Raw genomic sequence first — 18,163 nt, forward strand, 5'->3', positions numbered from 1 at the left:
CTAAGTCCTGAGTCCTGAGTAGAGGTTAGGGGGATGAGGAGATGGGGAGAAGCGATAACCCCTAACCTCTAACCCCGGATAGTTCATCCTTCACCCTTTATCCCTTATGAGCTTATTTTCTACCAACCGGGTTTTAGTTCCCTTTGATTTTTCCGAAGAATCAGCGATCGCCTTGACAAAAACCTTAGAGTTTGTCAAAGACCCTTCTCATGTGTATGTACTTCACGTCCTGCCCCATCTCAATCCTGGCGATCCGGGGGTAATGTGGCAAACCACAAATAACCAGACACGCGAGCAGCATGTTGAGAAGGTCTTCCGCGAGCAATTTTTACCCCCTGACTATGAGGGGCTGCATTTTAGCGTCTCTATCGGTCACCCTAGCTCGGAAATTATTGATTTGGCCAAGGCAGAGGAGATTGACTTGATTGTCATTCCCTCCCACGGACGTACAGGGTTGAACCGCTTCTTCATGGGATCGGTGGCAGAACGGGTGGTGCGGTTTGCCCACTGTCCGGTGTTGGTTCTGAGAAACTGAAGTTAGGGAAAAATCTCGGTGACGACTCTATTACCGCTACTTGCTTGGACGACAACACTTTGGTCTTGAATCCTTCCTACTGCTGTTTGCCCTTTTGTATTTAAGGCTGGGTTGGCTTGCTCGTACATTACGTTGCCAGAAGCCTGAAGATTTTGGGTGGTAAGATCCCAAGTTAGTTGGTTGGAATACAACTTAGCTTGATTGCGACTACCGATGCCCTGAACGCCACCTGTTAGAGTCGCTACTTGGCGATCTAAGTCTATCTGACCGCGATTAGCGGTGACGATCAATTGCTCTTTTTGGTGAACGATGCGGATCGGTTGACTAGAGACAACCGTTTGGTTTGTTACATTCCAGATAGCTGAGTTGGTAGACATCAACAAGGGCGGTTCCACCGAGGCGAGTTGAACATTCTGCTTCAAGGTGGCAATTTTTGTTTTCAAATTGTAGTCTGCCTGGTCTGCCTCCACTCGGTCGGTGATGGTTTTGCCTTGGTAGCGGTCGATGAAAGTACGGCGATCGCTAGTTACTTGTTCTTCTGGTATTTGCCAAACTAAACGCTCAGTTTTGATCTGCAAGTCTGGATTTTTGGCGATCGCCGCCACTTGACCCATCAACTCTAGCTGCTGTTTGCGCGTCAAGTATCGCCCTTCTTTTGCGGAAGCTTGAAGCTGGGGATGGCTACCTTTTAAGTTGTTGCGAACAAATAACAAATCTTCCTTCGGAAGCCACTCCAGCTCATCTCCTTTGAATACAGCACCATTACGGGGATCGATTGCCGTAACGTTACCGTTGAGAAAGACTTTCTGCCCGTCTTCCTGAATTTCTCCCCGGTCAGCTGACACCTGCAAAACCACCTTTCCATCCTGGAACAAATTTCCAGAAGTCTTCTCAACCCGGGCGATTTTCTTATCCTGGCTATAAACTGCTCGCTCTGCTTTTACTCTCCATACAGGACGCCCATCTCGATCCGATTGATCCAGACTGACATTATTAAAAGTCAGATTTTCATCAAACTCAGAGGTCGGGCTAGGCTCCTGCACCACTTGATTTTCTGGAGGCTGGTTTTTTTTGCCACAAGCACTGACGCTCAGTAGCAAGGCGACCAGGAGCATTAAACGAACTGCACCACTAACAAACGGAAGAGTTTTCCTAATACCTAACCACTGGTTCATAACCGCCAAGTTACAGGTCTTCTTGCTCTTCCATCATGCCAATACTGGACAAGGGACGGTAGGTGTAATTCTGCCGTGGCGTTTTCTGGATTGATTCTTTGATGTGGTCAAGATCAATATAGCGATCGGCAACGTTGATTAAACTATCGCTAGTCATCGAACGTAGGCTCACTACCTCCACGCGTACCCCCCGATAGCTCGCCGCATCGACAGCATAAGCTAAATCACCATCGCCACTGACTAGAACCGCCGTATCGTAGGAACCGACCAACGCCATCAGATCAACGGCAATCTCCACATCTAAATTGGCTTTTTTAGAGCCATCTGGTAATTGCACTAAATCTTTGGAAATCACTCGATAACCATTGCGACGCATCCACAACAAAAAGCCTTGTTGTTTTTCGTTGGTGCGGTCAACCCCGGTATAGAAGAAAGAGCGGAGCAGCCTCGAACCCCCAGTCAAACGACACAGCAGCTTCGTATAGTCGATTTCAATGCCCAACTGGAGAGCGGCATAAAATAAATTCGAGCCATCAATAAAAATGGCAACACGACCGCGATTTTCTAAAACTTGTTCTGGCGTGAAAACCGGGTCACTATTAAAGTTATTCAACATGATTGTTATACCTCTGATTAGTTATGTAAAAAAGTTTAGTGCCTCCTTTCCTCCCCTACTGCTTTGCCTTCAGTTCCCGCTAGCTGTAATCGCTACGACGACCGAATCAGTCATAGCTGTTCCAATTTGGCAAAAATTGGTTTAGCTTCTCCCAATTGTTGATTTGGGCTGAGGGTTCCCCAAGCTGTATGGGTAGAAAAGGTCATGGAATCTTTAAAGAGAGAAAGGTTGTTAAAGTCGGTAGAAAATCCTAACTGTTGATAAATGTCGGTACTAAGGCTGGGAATAATCGGTGAAAGTAGATAGGCTGACAGTCTAACTGATTCCAAGACGCTGTACAACACTTCGGCAACGGCTGCTGTATTCCCTTGTTTATATAAGCTCCAGGGTGCTTGCTCGTCCACAAATTTGTTACTGGCGCGAATCAGAGTCAGGATGTCTTCACAAGCCTTGCTGAAGGCTAGAGATTCATAAGCATTAATTACGCGCGATCCCAGCTCTTTTCCGGCTGCTTTTAAGGAGTTATCGGCAGCAATTTCTTGAATCGCCACCTCAGGTACCCGACCATCGCAGTACTTGTACGCCATTTTTAAGGTGCGGTTGAGCAAATTCCCTAGGTCGTTAGCTAAGTCAGCGTTGAGGATATTGACAAAGCGGGTTTCGCTAAAGTCTCCATCCCGTCCGAACTCGATTTCTTTGAGGAAGTAGTAGCGGATCGCGTCTGCGCTGTAGCGGTCAACTAACTCAATTGGGTTTATGGTATTGCCCAAAGTCTTGCCCATTTTCTGGCCATCTTTGGTTAGAAAGCCATGTCCGAATACATGACCAACTAGGGGTAAACCTGCCGACATCAACATGGCCGGCCAATAAACCGCATGGAAGCGCAAGATGTCTTTGCCAATCAAATGCAAGTTAATCGGCCACCAATTGGATAAGGCATTCTCTAACGTTGGTTCGCTGTCCGGATCGAGCAGGGCAGTCACATACCCGAGTAAGGCGTCAAACCAGACGTAGATGGTGTGTTTCGGGTCAACGGGGATCGCAAAGCCCCAATCGAGGTTGACACGGGAAATGGAGAAATCTTGCAGTCCTTGCTTAACGAAGCTCAAAACTTCGTTGCGGCGGATTTCTGGCTGAATGAAGTCTGGACGCTCTTGGTAGAGGGCTTCTAGTTGGCTTTGATATTTGGAGAGCTTGAAGAAGTAGTTTTGCTCGTCTCGCCACTCGGTTGTGAGGTTGGGGTGGAGGGGACAGTGATGCTCTGATAGCAGCTCCCGTTCTTCTTTAAATTCTTCGCAGGCAACACAGTACCAGCCTTTTTGCTGCCCCATGTAGATGTCGCCGTTTTCCCAAACTCGTTGAAAAAACTCGTTGACGATCGCCTGATGACGAGAAGAGGTGGTGCGGCTAAAGCGGTCATATTGAATATTCAGCTTTTGCCACAGCTCCTCAAACCCTGCGGCTACTTGATCGCAGTGTTCCTGGGGATTGAGTCCTCGGTTTTCGGCGGTGCGCTGGATTTTTTGTCCATGCTCGTCGGTACCTGTAATCAGCAATACCGATTTGCCGCGTAGTCTCTCAAATCGCGCGATCGCATCGGCAGCCATTGTGGTGTAAGCACTCCCGATGTGGGGTAAGTCGTTTACATAGTAAAGTGGCGTCGTAACGGCAAAGGTATTATCTTTATTTGTCTCGGTATCAGTCATAAAAATTAGATGTCAACAACGACCCCCGTAACTAATGTATTATTCAATGCCCTGGCTTTAGAGTTATTTATTTGAAGTTTTCAAGTTATTTTGTTAAATCCACCGCTCCCCAGGGTACTTTGAGCCAAACGGATGGATTTGTTCAGACTGAGCGGCTTACTCAAGGCTGAGGTTAGAAAAGACACCTTCTAACTTAGGGTTCCCAACTACATCGTCAAAGTTTGCATTGACTATTTAGGGGTTAGCAGAGAGACCGATCTCATGGTATACAAAAAAATCTGACATTCTTATGACATCCAACTCCCAATAGAAAGGCATTAGCAATATTGCTCGCTTAACAACCCGTCTAATCATAGAGGCAGCTTACTGTAGCCACTCTTCAACTGCTCAGGAGTAACAATTAATGGTTGCTCAAATTGGGGACTAAATTCTACCTTAAGACATTTGTCAAGATGCAATCTGAGTGATTATTGTAAAGAAAGGTAAAGTAAATTAACGAGCGATCGCACACTCCAAAGCATGCCTTCCGACAATCCACTATTGATTTCTCGCGCCCTCCTTGCCGCGATGGGAACGAGGTTGTTTTTCTATTACCAGGATCGCGTCCCTCAAGATACGGCAATTGTGGTCGTCAGCAACCATCGCAGCTTTATGGATGCCCCCATGTTGATGGCAGCATTAGAAAAACCTGTGCGGTTTGCTAGCCATCACTATATGGGGCAAGTACCAGTGATGCGAGACGTGGTCTCTCAATTGGGCTGCTTTCCCCTAGCCGCCCCGGAAAATCGTTCTCAGGCATTTTTCGAGCAAGCCACGCAGTTACTCCAATCAAGGCAGCTTGTAGGGGTGTTTCCAGAAGGGGGACAGCCGATGGTGAGCAAAAGTTTACCCTGCAAAGTTGGGAAGTTTCACCGGGGGTTTGCTCACCTAGCCTTGAAATCCTCGGTACAAAATTTGGCAGTCTTACCTGTGGCGATCGCTTCTACCAAAGAATTTGTCAACGCCGGAATCCCTCTGCGTCTTTTGCAAGCTATTGACCCGTCAGAGCCACTTTTTGATCAATCGGGTTGGCATCCTATGGTTGTTTACCGCCGTGCCAATATTTTGATCGGTCATCCGTTTTGGGTTACTGAGCAACATCGGGAAAAATATCAAGGAAAGCAGGCAAAATCCGTTGTGTCGGAAATCACAGACATCTGCCACGGGGAGATTCAGAAGTTGTTACATTACGGCTGTCGTTAAAGAAAGTCTCTGTAAAGTCCTGTACAGTTACAAATTGGAGCCTGAGAGAAGATCGAGGGACGCCGAAAGACTTAATTGTTAGTTAAAGACCCGCTAGGGGAACCTTATAGACAATTAACTTAACTAACTTTTTAATCTTTCAAGTCGAGAAATATAGAAAGAGAATCATGCCAGAAGTTAAAAGTCGTCCTTGTTTTCTGACGCCTAGTACATTGAACCCCACCTCCCCGTTGTTTGTCTTTTTACCGGGGATGGATGGTACAGGTCAATTGTTGCGATCGCAGACGGAAGGACTAGAAAAAGCATTTGATGTGCGCTGTTTGGCAATTCCCCCAGATGACTTAACCACTTGGGAAGACCTGAGCGGACAAGTTGTGGAATTAGTTAGAGCCGAACTCAAAAACGATCGACGCCGACGCGTGTATTTGTGCGGTGAGTCCTTTGGTGGGTGTCTAGCCATGAAAGTCGCCCTCCACTCCCCAGAATTGTTTACTCGCATTATTCTCGTTAACCCCGCTTCCGCCTTCAATCAGCGCCCCTTTCTGCGTTGGGGTTCGCAACTAACCTATTGGATACCAGACTATTTCTATCGCATCTCTGGAGTGGCACTCATCCCCTTTCTATGCGCCCTAGAAAGAACGGCCCCAGAAGACAGCAAAGCCTTGCTACAGGCGATCCGCTCCGTACCGTCTAAAACCGTCACTTGGCGGCTGTCTTTACTGAGAGACTTTGATGTCACCCCAGCCCAACTCCGCCGCCTCACCCAACCCGTGCTACTCGTTGCAGGAGGAGCAGATCGCCTTTTACCCTCAGTAGAAGAAGCAAGACGCCTAGTTAACTACCTACCTAACGCCAAGGTAGCCATACTACCCATGTGCGGTCACACCTGCTTGCTAGAAACTGACGTGCATCTTTTAGACATCTTTAAAGCCCAAAATTTCCTAGAAAGCACTACACCAAGGGAACAAACGGAATCTGTGTTGACGCCTGTTAGTGAGTAGAGCGGGGGATGGGGAGCGGAGGAGCAGGGGCGCAGGGGCGCAGGGGCGCAGGGGAGATGAGGAAAACCTCTTACCCTTCATACTTCATCCTTCATACTTCATACTTTCTTGCCTACTCAGGACTCAGGACTCAGCACTCAGCACTCAGGACTTTGTCTTTCCACTTCCGCGATGCGGTGCTTCACGGGGATGATACTGTCGGGGTTGAGGGAGATGGTGTCGATTCCCTCTTCCACTAAGAAGGCGGCAAAGTCGGGGTAATCACTGGGGGCTTGTCCGCAGATGCCAACTTTGCGTCCGGCTTCGTGGGCAGTTTTAATCAGGCGGCGGATCATCCGCTTAACGGCTTCATCGCGCTCGTCGAAGAGTTCCGAAAGCTCGGAGGAATCGCGATCCACGCCCAAAGTTAGCTGCGTGAGGTCGTTGCTGCCGATGGAGAAGCCGTCGAAGCGTTTGGAGAATTCGTCGGCGAGTTCCACGTTGGAGGGAATTTCGCACATGACGTAGACTTCCAGACCGTTTTCGCCGCGTTTTAAGCCATTTTCGGCTAAAACTTCCAAAACGCGATCCGCTTCCCAGAGGCGGCGGCAGAAAGGGATCATGATCAGGACGTTATCCAATCCGATGACTTCGCGGACGCGCTTAATTGCCCGACATTCTAAGGCAAAGCCGTCTTTGTAGCGATCGCTGTAATACCGTGATGCCCCTCGAAAGCCCAGCATCGGGTTAGCTTCTTTCGGCTCAAACTGCCGACCTCCAATCAGTTCAGCGTACTCATTGGTCTTAAAATCACTCATTCGCACAATTACCGGATGGGGATATTGGGACGAGGCAATCTTGGCAATCCCCCGTGCGAGATGATCGACAAAGTACTCGGTTTTGTCTTTGTAGCCGCTAGTTAGCTGCTCAATTTGCTTTTTGGCTCTTTCATCTTTCAGTACATCAAAACGCACCAGCGCCATCGGGTGAATTTTGATGATGTTGTTGATGATGAACTCCATCCGCGCCAAGCCAATACCCTCGCAGGGCAATTGCCACCAGCGAAAAGCGGCGGAGGGGCTGGCGATGTTCATCATAATTTTGGTTTTGGTTTGCGGGATGTCTTCTAGGCTGACTTCCGCTGCTTCAAACTCCAACTTGCCTTCATAAATGATGCCGCGATCGCCTTCTGCACAGGAAATGGTCACCTCCTTACCTTTTTTTAAAACCTCAGTTGCCTTTCCCGTACCCACGATCGCCGGAATGCTCAACTCCCGGCTGATAATCGCCGCGTGGCAGGTGCGTCCTCCTTGGTTGGTGACGATTCCCGCCGCCCGTTTCATAATCGGCACCCAGTCGGGGTCAGTCATTTCCGTTACTAAAATGGTGCCATCTTCAAATTGGTCGATATCCTTGGCACTTTTAATCAGGCAAACTTTCCCAGAGGCGATCGCATCCCCGACACTTATCCCCGTCAGCAACTCCTTACCCTTTTTCTTTAGGGAATAAGTTAAGAGCGCCCCTGCTTGCTTTTGGGACTGTACGGTTTCGGGACGCGCCTGCACAATGAATAATTCCCCCGTATCCCCATCTTTTGCCCACTCAATATCCATCGGCGTTTTGTAGTGGGTTTCAATCACACTCGCCCAGCGTGCTAGTTGCAGCACTTCCTCATCGTTGAGAACGAACGCTGCCCGTTCTTCCGGTGAGGTATCGGTATTTTTTGTTGTCTTGCTGCCCCCTTGGGCGTAGATTAGCTTTTTCTCCTTCGTTCCTAGGGTTTTCTCAACAATTGGCTTCAAGTTTTCGTTCTTCAACAAGGGCTTAAACACCCGATACTCATCCGGCGTCACCGAACCTTGGACGATATTTTCACCCAAGCCCCAAGCCGCAGTAATCAACGTCATATCCGGGAAGCCCGACTCCGTATCAATCGAGAACATCACCCCCGCACCCGATAAGTCAGAACGCACCATCTTTTGGATACCGACTGACAGCGCCACCTGCAGGTGGTCAAAGCCTTTTGTTTCGCGGTAGCTAATTGCCCGATCAGTGAATAAGGAAGCGTAGCATTTGCGGCAGGCTTCTAGTAGTTCTTCGACGCCAGCGATATTGAGGAAGGATTCCTGCTGACCTGCAAAACTTGCCTCTGGCAAATCTTCCGCCGTGGCACTACTTCTAACTGCCACATCCACTTCTTCTGTGTTGTACTGTTGGCAAAGGTCATGATAGGCACTGCGAATTTCTTTGGCAATTTCGTCGGGAAATCTTGAGCGCAGAAACATCCGGCGGATAGATTTTCCGGCTTTTTCTAAGGGAATTTTGCCTTTTTCAAAATCTTTGAGCTGGGATTTGATTTTTTCGTTGAGGTCGTTTGCCTCGATAAATTTCCTATAGGCATCCGCTGTTGTGGCGAAACCATTGGGGACGCTGATGCCCTCTTCTTTTAGCGATCGCACCATTTCCCCCAAGGAGGCATTCTTCCCGCCTACTTCTGGGACATCATTACTTCCGAGATTGTCAAACCAGCGTATATATTGAGTTTTAGTTTTTGTTGCCATGATTGTTTAGGAAAAAATATCAAATACAAATTAGAAAGGGTGAGCCTTGCCCACCCTTCTATGATTGCGAATTTCCGTTTATTTTGCTTTTAGCTTCTCTAGGTTCGCTAAATACCTTATATTCTTTGCCTTCAACTTTTAGACTATTGCCATTACTTTCTACTGGTTTGCCATAGTTGCCATGAACCGTATCGTGTTTGAGCAAATACGCCAGATTATCGGGTGGCACTAAGTCATTAACCGCAACTAATTCTAATTCTAGATGGTCGTGGATAATTTTAAAAACCGCTCTACCAATTCTGCCTAAACCGTTAATTGCAACCTTTGCCATATTTTGTTGTTCTCCTATCTCAAACAGGTTGGTACTTAAGGCTTGTATAAGAAGCGTTACCCAGTGAATCAAACGCCTTTATAGGAGCGGAAAAAAGAGCAGATTTCGTCATCCTTTCGAGGGAGTGCTGCCACCGAATGTGAGGATACTCGGACACAAATTTGCACGTATCTAATTTAGCGAGAAAGACGGATGGGGAGAGGGTGTTTTAAAAACCGGATATCCCTGCTGCATGCAATGTCTCTACAAGGTTGTGGTCAAAAATCAATAGGGTGCGCTCAGTACATCGATTTTCCGAATAAATTGGCATCCCTCTAAAGGGAGTAACAATTGTTACCGAAAGATGAAAAAGTGTTATGGAAAGAAAGGCGATCGCGCATGATTTTTATGGGGTGCAAATAACTTGAATTCCCATAAGACAGGAAAAATAGTGCCTATAATCAAGGGAGGTTTTCAATATTTTTGTGCATAGGTCTATTAATTAGCACTGGCGGACTTAGTGGGGTTTCCTCCCCCATCTCTGCCTCTCCTTAGCTATCCTGAAGAAAATAGCCCTGCTTAAATGCCCTGGCACTGAAACCATGACTGAACAACCTGCACGCATCTGTATTCTTGGTGGCGGCTTTGGTGGACTCTACACTGCCTTGCGCTTGAGCCAGCTACCGTGGGAAAAACTAGAACGACCGGAAATTGTCTTGGTCGATCAAAATGACCGCTTTTTATTTTCGCCGTTGCTCTACGAATTGGTAACGGGGGAACTGCAAACCTGGGAAATTGCCCCGCCATTTGAAGAACTTTTGGTGAATACAGGGGTACGCTTCTCGCAAGCGGCGGTTGCCGGAATCAATATTGACGAGAAACAAGTACAGCTACAGGATGGCCCGGAATTCGCCTACGATAAACTCGTCTTGGCACTAGGTGGCGAAACCCCTTTAGATATAGTGCCAGGAGCCGTTGAGTATGCGATTCCTTTCCGGAATGTAGCGGATGCCTATCGCCTAGAAGAACGCTTACGGATTTTGGAAGAGTCGGACGCTGACAAGATTCGCGTGGCGATCGTTGGGGCGGGTTACTCTGGCGTTGAATTGGCTTGCAAGCTTGCCGAACGTCTCGGTGAACGGGGACGGGTGCGCTTAATCGAGCAAGGGGATATGATTCTCCGCACTTCGCCAGAGTTTAATCGTGAAGCCGCACGGAACGCCCTCGATGAACAAAAGGTGTGGATTGATTTGGAAACGACAGTTGAGTCGATTGGTACGGATACGATTTCCTTGGTGTACAAGGGGCAGGTGGACACCATTCCTGTAGATATCGTGTTATGGACGGTGGGGACAAAGGTTGCCCCTGTGGTGCAAGCACTGCCCCTCAAAAGAACCCATCGCGGTCAACTGACCATCACGCCAACGCTGCAAGTGGTCGATCGTCCGGAAATCTTTGCCTTAGGCGATTTGGCAGAGTGCCGCGACGCGGAAGGACAGCAAGTTCCCAACACCGCACAAGCAGCATTGCAGCAGGCAGATTATACGGCTTGGAATATTTGGGCATCCCTCACCGGACGTCCATTGCTGCCGTTCCGCTATCAGCACGTCGGCGAAATGATGACCTTAGGGACAGACAATGCCACCTTGACAGGTTTAGGCATCAAACTTGATGGGCCGTTTGCCCACATGGCACGGCGTCTGGCGTATCTCTACCGCATGCCAACCTTAGAGCACAAGCTGAAAGTAGGCTTTAACTGGATTACCCAACCGATCGTAGATTTACTCTCAAGCGTGGAGTAAGGCTTAGAGGTTGAAATCGGTTAAGGTTCAACGTGTCAACTCTCTACAGGTTCAATGCCACAACCTAAGATTATTTTTCTCGATGCTGTCGGGACGCTCTTTGGCGTCCGGGGCAGTGTGGGTGAAGCTTATAGTATGATCGCTCGTCACCATAGTGTCGATGTCCAGGCTGACACCGTAAACCAAGCGTTTTTTGATGCCTTCGCGGCGGCAGATCCTCTCGAGTGTCTAGGAGTACCCTCAGAAGCGATCGCCATGCGGGAATTTGAGTGGTGGCTGGATATTGCCCGTCACACCTTCAAACAAGTCGGCGTCTTTGAGCAATTTGCCAACTTCACCGAGTTCTTTGACGAACTCTATCTCTACTTTTCCACGGCTGAACCTTGGTTTGTCTATCCCGATGTTCGTCCCGCGTTGGAAGCATGGCAACGTTTGGGGATTGAGATGGGAATTGTCTCTAATTTTGATTCCCGTCTTTATATGGTTTTAGAAGCCCTGGAGCTAACGCAGTTTTTCGAGTCGGTGACAATTTCCACCGAAATAGGTGCGGCTAAACCGGATGAGCGTATCTTTGCGGCGGCGTTGAACAAACATCATTGCAGCCCCCCGGAGGCATGGCATATTGGCGATAGTTTCAAGGAAGACTACCAGGGTGCAAAAGCGGTGGGGATCAGGGCAATTTGGTTGGAACGTCGGTAAGTCGGTGAGTCGGTGAGTCGGTGAGTTGGGGAGAAAGGATGAAGGGTGAAGGGTGAAGTATGAAGGGTGAAATTATTAGGCGATTGGTGTAATGGCTAGTTGTCGTCAATTTTTCTCTCCCCTGCGCCCCTGCACCCCTGCGCCCCTGCACCCCTCTGCGCCCTCTGTGTTTTACCCAGATTTACACCCCATGAAAAGCGGGCGGATAAACAACCTTCCCTCTGTACTTATCCTGATAGTGCTGGAGTGGCTTGACCATAAAGACATCTTCCGGGACTGGGAAGGGAGACTCGATCCCATAACTAATAGCTGGCTCAAAGCCGAAGCGGGAGTAAAACTGGGGATGCCCTAGGACAATGACGATCGCTTCTTTCCTGGCGTCTGCTTTTGCTAATCCGGCTTGTACTAGGGCGCTGCCGATGCCCTGTCGTTGCTGCTGCGATCGCACGGCTAGAGGTGCTAGACCGAGTACGGGAAGCGTTTCTTCGCCCACCAAATCAATGTAGCTAAAGAGGATGTGACCGACTATAACTCCTTGAGCTTCTGCAACTAGGGAAAGTTCTGGAATATAGCGATCGGAGTCACGAATTTGTTCTATAAGACGCGCTTCGTTTTCCTGTGCAAAAGCCTCTCTATTTACTTCAGCGATCGCCTTGTAGTCTGAGGAAGTTTCATCACGGATGTTCATTGCTTCTTTCCTAAGGCGATCGCGATTGAACCCAAAACTACTAAAATTGCTCCCAAAACCGCTAAGAAGGAAATCTGTTCGGGTGCAAGTAAAGTCGGTGTGAAAAATGAAACTGCCCACACTGAACTCAATGTAACGATGGGAGTGGTTGCGAGTACGGCACTTACTTTTGAGGCTTCCCAGTGTGCCAAGGATTCGGCAAAGGCACCGTAACCAATTAGGGTATTTAAGCCACAGAACAGCAGCATCCCCAAGTGTAGGGGAGTTAGGGTGAGTATGGGTTGAGGAGTGATAAAGGGGCTAAACATCAGCGCACACATGCCGTAGATAATCAGCATGATGCTGGAGGAGGGCAGTTTTTGCAGCAGTTGCTTTTGGGCGAGGGCATAAACTGCCCAGACGGCGGCGGCGATGACGAGCAAGGCGCTTCCGGTGAGGTAACGATTAGGAGACGCGATTAATGTCCGTAGTTGTTCGTGGAAAAAGAGGACAAAACCGAGGGTAAGCACGCCTAAGCCTGCCCATTGCTGTAAGTTGTAGCGTTCTTTGAAAACCGCGATCGCTCCTAACCCCATCAAAACGGGCGCAAGCTGAATTAGCACCTGGGCGGTTGCGGGGGAGGTTTGCGCTAAACCTTGCAGATAAAACAAATAATTTAGCCCTAAAAATACCGTCGCGATCGCTAACAATCCAATTTGTGACGGTAAATCATTAAGAGAAAAAGAGAAGTTTAAAAATGCTTTTCCTTCTGCATTACTTCCCTTCTTATTTACTTTGATAAAAGGCAGTTGTTGGCGTGAGGTCAAATACACCCCTAATAACCCAAACGATAGGAGAAAACGAAACCAAGTAACGGTGTATACATCAAGTACCTGAAGAGTCACCGTTAGGGCAATCGGTAAAATCCCCCACAAGAACACAGTTAGCAGCGACAGCGCTAGCCCTAAACGCCATCGACCAGAACTTTGATGAAGTAGCATTGATAATTCCTATATGTGTCACAACCGAATGCGCTAGGTGGTCTTTAGTAGCGTTGGCGTAGATTTGAATATTCAGCGTTAACGCATTACCCTAGTAGAAGGGGTGATTTTCTTTGATCAGGCGCTAGTATTTTTCTACGGGAATGATTTAACGGAACGCTCAAAGGCGCTCTCTCTCAGCAAAGTGATTGGAGAAAGGGTGGGGTAGCCACCGTTAAAACCAGATTATTTGGCAAGTTAGTTGTACGCGCCAGTTAAAATGAAAGGTTCAAGGTAACGATCGCCCCGATCTAAACCATGTAGTTTATCAACAGGAGGATACAGAATGACCCAAGTGGTTGTAGGTGAAAACGAAGGGATTGAGTCCGCACTACGTAGATTTAAGCGCCAAGTATCAAAAGCAGGCATCTTTGCAGATATGAAACGCCTGCGTAACTTCGAGACTCCCACAGAAAAGAAAAAGCGTAAAGCGATCGCTAGAAGACGTAAGAAGCGCTTCAACTAAGTCAAGTTTCCTTTGCCTGCTCTCTCTATTCAGGAGGAGGGCTTGCAAAGGCACCCAGGCGCACCTCTGATATTGTCAGAGAACCAATAGCGCCCAACTTTTAAAGTGCCAGATAGAACTATCTAGTTAAACAGCAAGCATCTCTTGATGTTCAATTTTGGTACCCAAAAGCTTTAAAAACTCTGCTAACCAGCTAGGATGGGCGGGCCAAGCAGGGGCTGTCACCAAGTTGCCATCAACCATCGCCTCATCCGGTGGGATATGGACATAAAGACCACCCGCACGGGTGACATCGGGGCCACAAGCGGGGTAAGCGGTACAGCTTTTGCCTTCTAAAACTCCCGCCGCCGCCAGAACCTGTAAGCCATGGCAGATAGAGGCAATAGGCTTGTTGGTGTGGGCAAAGTGGCGGGTAATTTCCAACACTTTCTCATTGAGGCGGATGTATTCCGGTGCTCGACCGCCAGGAATCACTAAGGCGTCATAATCCTCAGGGGTAATTTCGTCAAAGCTGGCATTAAGTTGAAAGTTGTGACCGGGTTTTTCACTATAGGTCTGGTCACCTTCAAAGTCATGAATCGCCGTTTTGACCGCTTCCCCCGCCTGTTTATCGGGGCAAACTGCGTGGACGGTGTGTCCGACCATTTGCAACGCCTGGAAGGGAACCATCACTTCGTAATCTTCCACAAAGTCTCCCACCAGCATCAAGATTTTTTTACCCGTCATTTTGTAACTCCTGTCTTAGATGGGGTTTAAGTTTCAATTTATCGCCTTTCCTATGTAGAGCGTTCGGCTTTAGGCTTGACCTCTTCTCCCTTCGCCCTATTCTTTTTTGATTATCTCGAATTGCTCCAAATCAGGAATAGATAAAAATAAAACTTAAATGCTTCCAAAATCTCATCCACGACTTAAGGTGATTTGTAGCTAGCTACCCGCATAGTTAACTCTCCTTCACGGGGATGGCGGCTAAACACAAATGCGCCTTCTTCCGTTTCACCACTGGCAAGAAAGTCAATTTGCTGCTCTCCGGATTCTTCTACTTCCCCGTTGATGCGAAATTCAGCAATCAACTGCACTGACTCGACGGTTTCTCCACCTTTATTTGTAATTGAAAACGGCAGGTAAAACTGCCCTGGTTCCTCACGGATCTCCGAACCAGGTTGCACCACAATTACCGGAGGCTCGTTGCTTTGGGTGAACCACTTGTAAACGACTAAGCCGACAACAACCGCCAGAATAGATAAAGCAATAAAAAAGCTAATCCATTCAGCAGGCGAACGTTGAGATTCTTGCTCAACTTCAGGGGAGGAATCGGTATTTTTCATATGGCAAGGCGTCCTGCTGCACCACCAATTGTTGCTGGAAGTCCTAGGATGATTGTGCTACTTAACCACATTGTCCACGGATCGCTAAAATTCAACTTCTGAAAGAAAAACAACATTGAGACAGCAGCAATTAGCGACATTAGGTAAGATATGACTGTCTCGCTGACTGGTCTCTGGAAAAGACCGGACTGCTTCCGGCGCTTTTTTTCGGAAGTGAAGCCTGCTTCAAAAACAATGCAGTAGGAAATCAACAATGAAGCAGCAATAAATGCCAGTAGCCACGGCGGTGATACGGCGGCATCAAGCATACTGACTTCATCAGTCGGTGCAATGTTGAAACCAACGATAAGTGCCCCAATCAAGGTAGCACCTATGTCACTCAGGGTGGCCTGGATGTGAGATTTATGAGTGGTTTTGCGGGTTATAGGCTGTTGTTTTTCTGGCGATTTTCCATCAGAGTTTGTCCAGCGATCGCCACTTAAAGAAGCTCGTGCCAAGGCTGCTCCTAATGAAAAAGGAACACTTTCCAAAACTGACTTTCCTAAGGTTTCATATAGTGGTGTTGATAAATCAATTTCTCTGATCAATATCAGAATCATTGTTGCAGAAACGATACCAATGGCTAACGCTTCAACGCTATCAATTACTGTATCGAGAAATGTTACTCGTTTATTTTGACGAAAGCCTTCTGTGCTGTTAAGCATAAAAACAACGACAAACGTCACTGCTAAAATTATTAACATCACGGGTGGAGAAATTTGAGAACCAATCCACCACACTTCCATCGTATATAACAACGGAATCCCAAATAGAAAACCGCCTGAAGTCCCACGAATGATATCCCTTAATTCTTGAGATGTGGCATCAGAAACATAACGTCGTTTGCGGATAATTTTTGCCATCAAAAAAAACAGGTGGGGCTACCTCACCAAGGATTTATAGAAAGTCTGCAAGTAACAGAATCTAGAGGTAGGTGAGGAAAGAATGTTAAAAGATTGTAATCTTAGTTACATAGAAAATGTTAGCAAACTCTTACAATTTAATATCATTTTCGGTATGTTAAAAATTCGCAATATTTGGCAATACCCGGTATAAAACTCCCCTGTGTGATGCCCAAACAAAGGATAAAAGTCTAGTTTTTGACGACGGATTGGACTGATTAGCGATCGCACCCTGCTTAAATCTCTCTAAATCTGCCTGTTGAGAAATGTGGGCGGGAAGCCGAATTGAGTCAGCAAACCCCTAAAATTTGCGAGATTTCAACTTCTCAAGGCGAATATTTGCCTGCTGAAACTTCATCTGCTAAAAATTAGTCTGGCGACAGAGGCAGTTGGAAAAATAATCTTAAAAACCTGATGACGTTTCAATGGCAAGTAACAGTTCGTAACACTCCTTTCCTGCTCCTGTTTCTCACCGCACAACTACTGTCTGGAGTTGCAGTTGCGCCCAAAAAACTGCTGGCTTTCCAGTCTCCTAATGCAGTTGCGGAGACTCAGCAAGGGGCAGATATCTGTCCTGCACAATTGGAAAACGCGATCGCCACGGTGATCAACCGCCCTCAGTTCCGCCGTTCCCGTTGGGGAATTGTCATTACCCCATTGTCGTCAAAAGACCGCCCCCTCTACAGTCACGACGCCGAACGCTACTTCATCCCCGCCTCGAATGCCAAGCTACTCACCACCGCAGCAGCGTTGCTGCAATTGGGGACAGATTTTCAAATTCGCACCTCTATTTATGAAACAGGCGCAGGTGTACTGATTGTAGGGCGAGGCGACCCCAGCTTAAGCGCAGCGCAACTAAAAGACTTAGCACAGCAACTCAAGGGTCAAGGGATTCGTTCTGTGCGCCAACTAATTGTCGATGACGGTTACTTTCAAGGAGACGCGCTGAATTCCAATTGGGAGTGGGAAGATGTTTTGTCAGATTACGCCACCAGCGTAAATAGCCTGATTTTGAACCAAAATGCTGTGGAATTGACGCTTTTCCCCCAGCAGCTAAATCAGCCCCTCAAAATGAGCTGGAGCGACCCCATTGCCGCGTCACAGTGGCAGGTTGTGAATCATTCACTGACGAGGGAGGCAGGATTACCCGCTGATGTCGCCGTGACAACTGCTTTCGGGAAACCCTTGCTACAAATCACAGGACACTTAGCAATTGATTCCGAACCTGATTCTTTTGGGTTAGCAGTGCTTGACCCGGCTGAGTATTTCTTGCAGCACTTTCAGCAGGTTTTGGCAGCAGAGGGAATTAGGGTGACTCAGGCGTTGGTAGCATCCAGTAGCCTGATTGATCAGCAACGGGAGTTGGCGGGAGTGAATTCTCCCACCCTGGAAACTTTAGTGCTGGAGACAAATCAGCAGAGTAATAACCTCTATGCTGAAGTGCTGTTGCGGACATTGGGGGCAAGAGTTGGTCAGGATAGACAGTCTACCTATTCAACCGCAGAAGCAGGTTTAGAGGTTGTCAAAGAGACATTGACGCAAGTGGGTATTGACCCAGAAAGCTACATTCTCAGTGATAGTTCCGGACTGTCGCGGCACAACTTAGTCAGTCCAGAAGCGATCGTCAAAACCCTTCAAGCAATGGCACAAACCCCCTACGCCGCTGTATATCGAGCATCTTTACCCGTCGCTGGCACAAGTGGCACCCTCCGCCGTCGCTTCCAAGACACAGCCGCCCAAGGTAAGCTGCAAGGCAAAACTGGCACCTTAAGCGGTGTTGGCGCATTATCGGGATATTTGGATGTCCCCGATTATCAGCCTTTAGTTTTCAGCATTATGGTCAATCAGTCTGACCAGCCTAATGCAACGCTACGTCAAGCGATTGATGAGATTGTGCTGTTGTTGACTCGTTTGCGATCGTGTTCTTGAGTCGGGATGAAGGGTGAAGGGTGAAGGATGAAGGATGAAGGGTGAAGGATGAAGTATGAAAAGAGGTAAGAGGTTCTCCCTATTCCCTCATCTCCCCCGCTCCCCCGCTCCCCCGCCTCACAGGTGTAGGTTTTTTACAATCAAGCGGAGTTGAAGAAAGTCACAGTTG

At 47.9% G+C, this 18,163-nt stretch carries 17 protein-coding genes; 7 read left to right on the forward strand and 10 right to left on the reverse strand.

Annotated features, from left to right (window positions below; genetic code table 11):
- Positions 1-106: 106 nt before the first annotated feature.
- Positions 107-535 carry a universal stress protein gene (locus AC5JR3_RS04070; RefSeq protein WP_495843288.1) on the forward strand — a complete coding sequence of 143 codons (429 nt, stop codon included), beginning with the start codon at positions 107-109 and terminating at the stop codon, positions 533-535.
- A 2-nt stretch (positions 536-537) separates the two neighbouring features.
- Here the strand turns inward: AC5JR3_RS04070 and lptC are convergent, their stop codons facing one another.
- From lptC to metG, 3 genes are all read right to left on the reverse strand, one after another.
- On the reverse strand, positions 538-1,710 hold the full coding sequence (gene lptC / locus AC5JR3_RS04075; RefSeq protein WP_495843290.1) for an LPS export ABC transporter periplasmic protein LptC: 1,173 nt from the start codon (positions 1,708-1,710) through the stop codon (positions 538-540).
- Positions 1,711-1,720: 10 nt separating this feature from the next.
- Positions 1,721-2,326 (reverse strand): LabA-like NYN domain-containing protein, encoded by a 606-nt coding sequence (locus AC5JR3_RS04080; RefSeq protein WP_495843292.1) that lies wholly within the window; start codon positions 2,324-2,326, stop codon positions 1,721-1,723.
- A 110-nt stretch (positions 2,327-2,436) separates the two neighbouring features.
- A complete protein-coding gene (metG, locus tag AC5JR3_RS04085; protein WP_495843294.1) occupies positions 2,437-4,032 on the reverse strand; it encodes a methionine--tRNA ligase in 1,596 nt (531 codons plus the stop codon).
- A 519-nt stretch (positions 4,033-4,551) separates the two neighbouring features.
- Between metG and AC5JR3_RS04090 the strand changes: the two genes are divergently transcribed.
- Entirely contained in the window at positions 4,552-5,274 is a 723-nt protein-coding gene (locus AC5JR3_RS04090) for a lysophospholipid acyltransferase family protein (RefSeq protein ID WP_495843296.1), read from the forward strand.
- A 167-nt stretch (positions 5,275-5,441) separates the two neighbouring features.
- Positions 5,442-6,275, forward strand: a complete 834-nt coding sequence (locus AC5JR3_RS04095) for an alpha/beta fold hydrolase (RefSeq protein WP_495843298.1) — start codon at positions 5,442-5,444, stop codon at positions 6,273-6,275.
- Positions 6,276-6,412: 137 nt separating this feature from the next.
- On the opposite strand, the gene ppsA is transcribed toward AC5JR3_RS04095, so the two are convergent.
- A complete protein-coding gene (gene ppsA, locus AC5JR3_RS04100) occupies positions 6,413-8,815 on the reverse strand; it encodes a phosphoenolpyruvate synthase (protein ID WP_495843299.1) in 2,403 nt (800 codons plus the stop codon).
- Positions 8,816-8,873: 58 nt separating this feature from the next.
- Positions 8,874-9,146 carry a glyceraldehyde 3-phosphate dehydrogenase NAD-binding domain-containing protein gene (locus tag AC5JR3_RS04105; RefSeq protein WP_495843301.1) on the reverse strand — a complete coding sequence of 91 codons (273 nt, stop codon included), beginning with the start codon at positions 9,144-9,146 and terminating at the stop codon, positions 8,874-8,876.
- A 581-nt stretch (positions 9,147-9,727) separates the two neighbouring features.
- On the opposite strand from AC5JR3_RS04105, the gene AC5JR3_RS04110 reads away from it, so the two are divergent.
- Both AC5JR3_RS04110 and AC5JR3_RS04115 read left to right on the forward strand, forming a co-directional pair.
- Positions 9,728-10,927: an NAD(P)/FAD-dependent oxidoreductase gene (locus AC5JR3_RS04110; RefSeq protein ID WP_495843303.1), complete on the forward strand. Its 1,200-nt coding sequence runs from the start codon at positions 9,728-9,730 to the stop codon at positions 10,925-10,927.
- 54 nt (positions 10,928-10,981) lie between these two features.
- Positions 10,982-11,626 (forward strand): HAD-IA family hydrolase, encoded by a 645-nt coding sequence (locus AC5JR3_RS04115; protein ID WP_495843305.1) that lies wholly within the window; start codon positions 10,982-10,984, stop codon positions 11,624-11,626.
- Positions 11,627-11,807: 181 nt separating this feature from the next.
- Here AC5JR3_RS04115 and AC5JR3_RS04120 read toward each other — a convergent pair whose 3' ends face one another.
- Together AC5JR3_RS04120 and AC5JR3_RS04125 are read right to left on the reverse strand one after the other, a co-directional pair.
- Positions 11,808-12,314 carry a GNAT family N-acetyltransferase gene (locus AC5JR3_RS04120; RefSeq protein WP_495843307.1) on the reverse strand — a complete coding sequence of 169 codons (507 nt, stop codon included), beginning with the start codon at positions 12,312-12,314 and terminating at the stop codon, positions 11,808-11,810.
- Positions 12,311-13,294: a DMT family transporter gene (locus AC5JR3_RS04125; protein WP_495843309.1), complete on the reverse strand. Its 984-nt coding sequence runs from the start codon at positions 13,292-13,294 to the stop codon at positions 12,311-12,313. Before AC5JR3_RS04125 ends, AC5JR3_RS04120 begins: the two co-directional genes overlap by 4 nt.
- Positions 13,295-13,619: 325 nt before the next feature.
- On the opposite strand from AC5JR3_RS04125, the gene rpsU reads away from it, so the two are divergent.
- On the forward strand, positions 13,620-13,799 hold the full coding sequence (rpsU, locus tag AC5JR3_RS04130; protein WP_495843311.1) for a 30S ribosomal protein S21: 180 nt from the start codon (positions 13,620-13,622) through the stop codon (positions 13,797-13,799).
- Positions 13,800-13,925: 126 nt separating this feature from the next.
- Here rpsU and AC5JR3_RS04135 read toward each other — a convergent pair whose 3' ends face one another.
- The 3 genes from AC5JR3_RS04135 to AC5JR3_RS04145 form a co-directional block, all read right to left on the reverse strand.
- Entirely contained in the window at positions 13,926-14,525 is a 600-nt protein-coding gene (locus AC5JR3_RS04135; protein ID WP_495843313.1) for a DJ-1/PfpI family protein, read from the reverse strand.
- Between the two features lie 182 nt (positions 14,526-14,707).
- Positions 14,708-15,124, reverse strand: a complete 417-nt coding sequence (locus AC5JR3_RS04140; protein WP_495843315.1) for a TIGR02588 family protein — start codon at positions 15,122-15,124, stop codon at positions 14,708-14,710.
- Positions 15,121-16,026, reverse strand: a complete 906-nt coding sequence (locus AC5JR3_RS04145; protein WP_495843317.1) for a TIGR02587 family membrane protein — start codon at positions 16,024-16,026, stop codon at positions 15,121-15,123. Before AC5JR3_RS04145 ends, AC5JR3_RS04140 begins: the two co-directional genes overlap by 4 nt.
- 453 nt (positions 16,027-16,479) lie before the next feature.
- On the opposite strand from AC5JR3_RS04145, the gene dacB reads away from it, so the two are divergent.
- Positions 16,480-17,994, forward strand: a complete 1,515-nt coding sequence (gene dacB / locus AC5JR3_RS04150) for a D-alanyl-D-alanine carboxypeptidase/D-alanyl-D-alanine endopeptidase (protein ID WP_495843318.1) — start codon at positions 16,480-16,482, stop codon at positions 17,992-17,994.
- Positions 17,995-18,163 lie beyond the last annotated feature (169 nt).

The sequence above is a fragment of the Kastovskya adunca genome, assembly GCF_059505785.1.

Bases quoted from the DNA above. Each gene is read 5' to 3' on its own strand.
- AC5JR3_RS04070 (WP_495843288.1), top strand. From the start codon at position 107: ATGAGCTTATTTTCTACCAACCGGGTTTTAGTTCCCTTTGATTTTTCC.
- lptC (WP_495843290.1), bottom strand. From the start codon at position 1,710: ATGAACCAGTGGTTAGGTATTAGGAAAACTCTTCCGTTTGTTAGTGGT.
- AC5JR3_RS04080 (WP_495843292.1), bottom strand. From the start codon at position 2,326: ATGTTGAATAACTTTAATAGTGACCCGGTTTTCACGCCAGAACAAGTT.
- metG (WP_495843294.1), bottom strand. From the start codon at position 4,032: ATGACTGATACCGAGACAAATAAAGATAATACCTTTGCCGTTACGACG.
- AC5JR3_RS04090 (WP_495843296.1), top strand. From the start codon at position 4,552: ATGCCTTCCGACAATCCACTATTGATTTCTCGCGCCCTCCTTGCCGCG.
- AC5JR3_RS04095 (WP_495843298.1), top strand. From the start codon at position 5,442: ATGCCAGAAGTTAAAAGTCGTCCTTGTTTTCTGACGCCTAGTACATTG.
- ppsA (WP_495843299.1), bottom strand. From the start codon at position 8,815: ATGGCAACAAAAACTAAAACTCAATATATACGCTGGTTTGACAATCTC.
- AC5JR3_RS04105 (WP_495843301.1), bottom strand. From the start codon at position 9,146: ATGGCAAAGGTTGCAATTAACGGTTTAGGCAGAATTGGTAGAGCGGTT.
- AC5JR3_RS04110 (WP_495843303.1), top strand. From the start codon at position 9,728: ATGACTGAACAACCTGCACGCATCTGTATTCTTGGTGGCGGCTTTGGT.
- AC5JR3_RS04115 (WP_495843305.1), top strand. From the start codon at position 10,982: ATGCCACAACCTAAGATTATTTTTCTCGATGCTGTCGGGACGCTCTTT.
- AC5JR3_RS04120 (WP_495843307.1), bottom strand. From the start codon at position 12,314: ATGAACATCCGTGATGAAACTTCCTCAGACTACAAGGCGATCGCTGAA.
- AC5JR3_RS04125 (WP_495843309.1), bottom strand. From the start codon at position 13,294: ATGCTACTTCATCAAAGTTCTGGTCGATGGCGTTTAGGGCTAGCGCTG.
- rpsU (WP_495843311.1), top strand. From the start codon at position 13,620: ATGACCCAAGTGGTTGTAGGTGAAAACGAAGGGATTGAGTCCGCACTA.
- AC5JR3_RS04135 (WP_495843313.1), bottom strand. From the start codon at position 14,525: ATGACGGGTAAAAAAATCTTGATGCTGGTGGGAGACTTTGTGGAAGAT.
- AC5JR3_RS04140 (WP_495843315.1), bottom strand. From the start codon at position 15,124: ATGAAAAATACCGATTCCTCCCCTGAAGTTGAGCAAGAATCTCAACGT.
- AC5JR3_RS04145 (WP_495843317.1), bottom strand. From the start codon at position 16,026: ATGGCAAAAATTATCCGCAAACGACGTTATGTTTCTGATGCCACATCT.
- dacB (WP_495843318.1), top strand. From the start codon at position 16,480: ATGACGTTTCAATGGCAAGTAACAGTTCGTAACACTCCTTTCCTGCTC.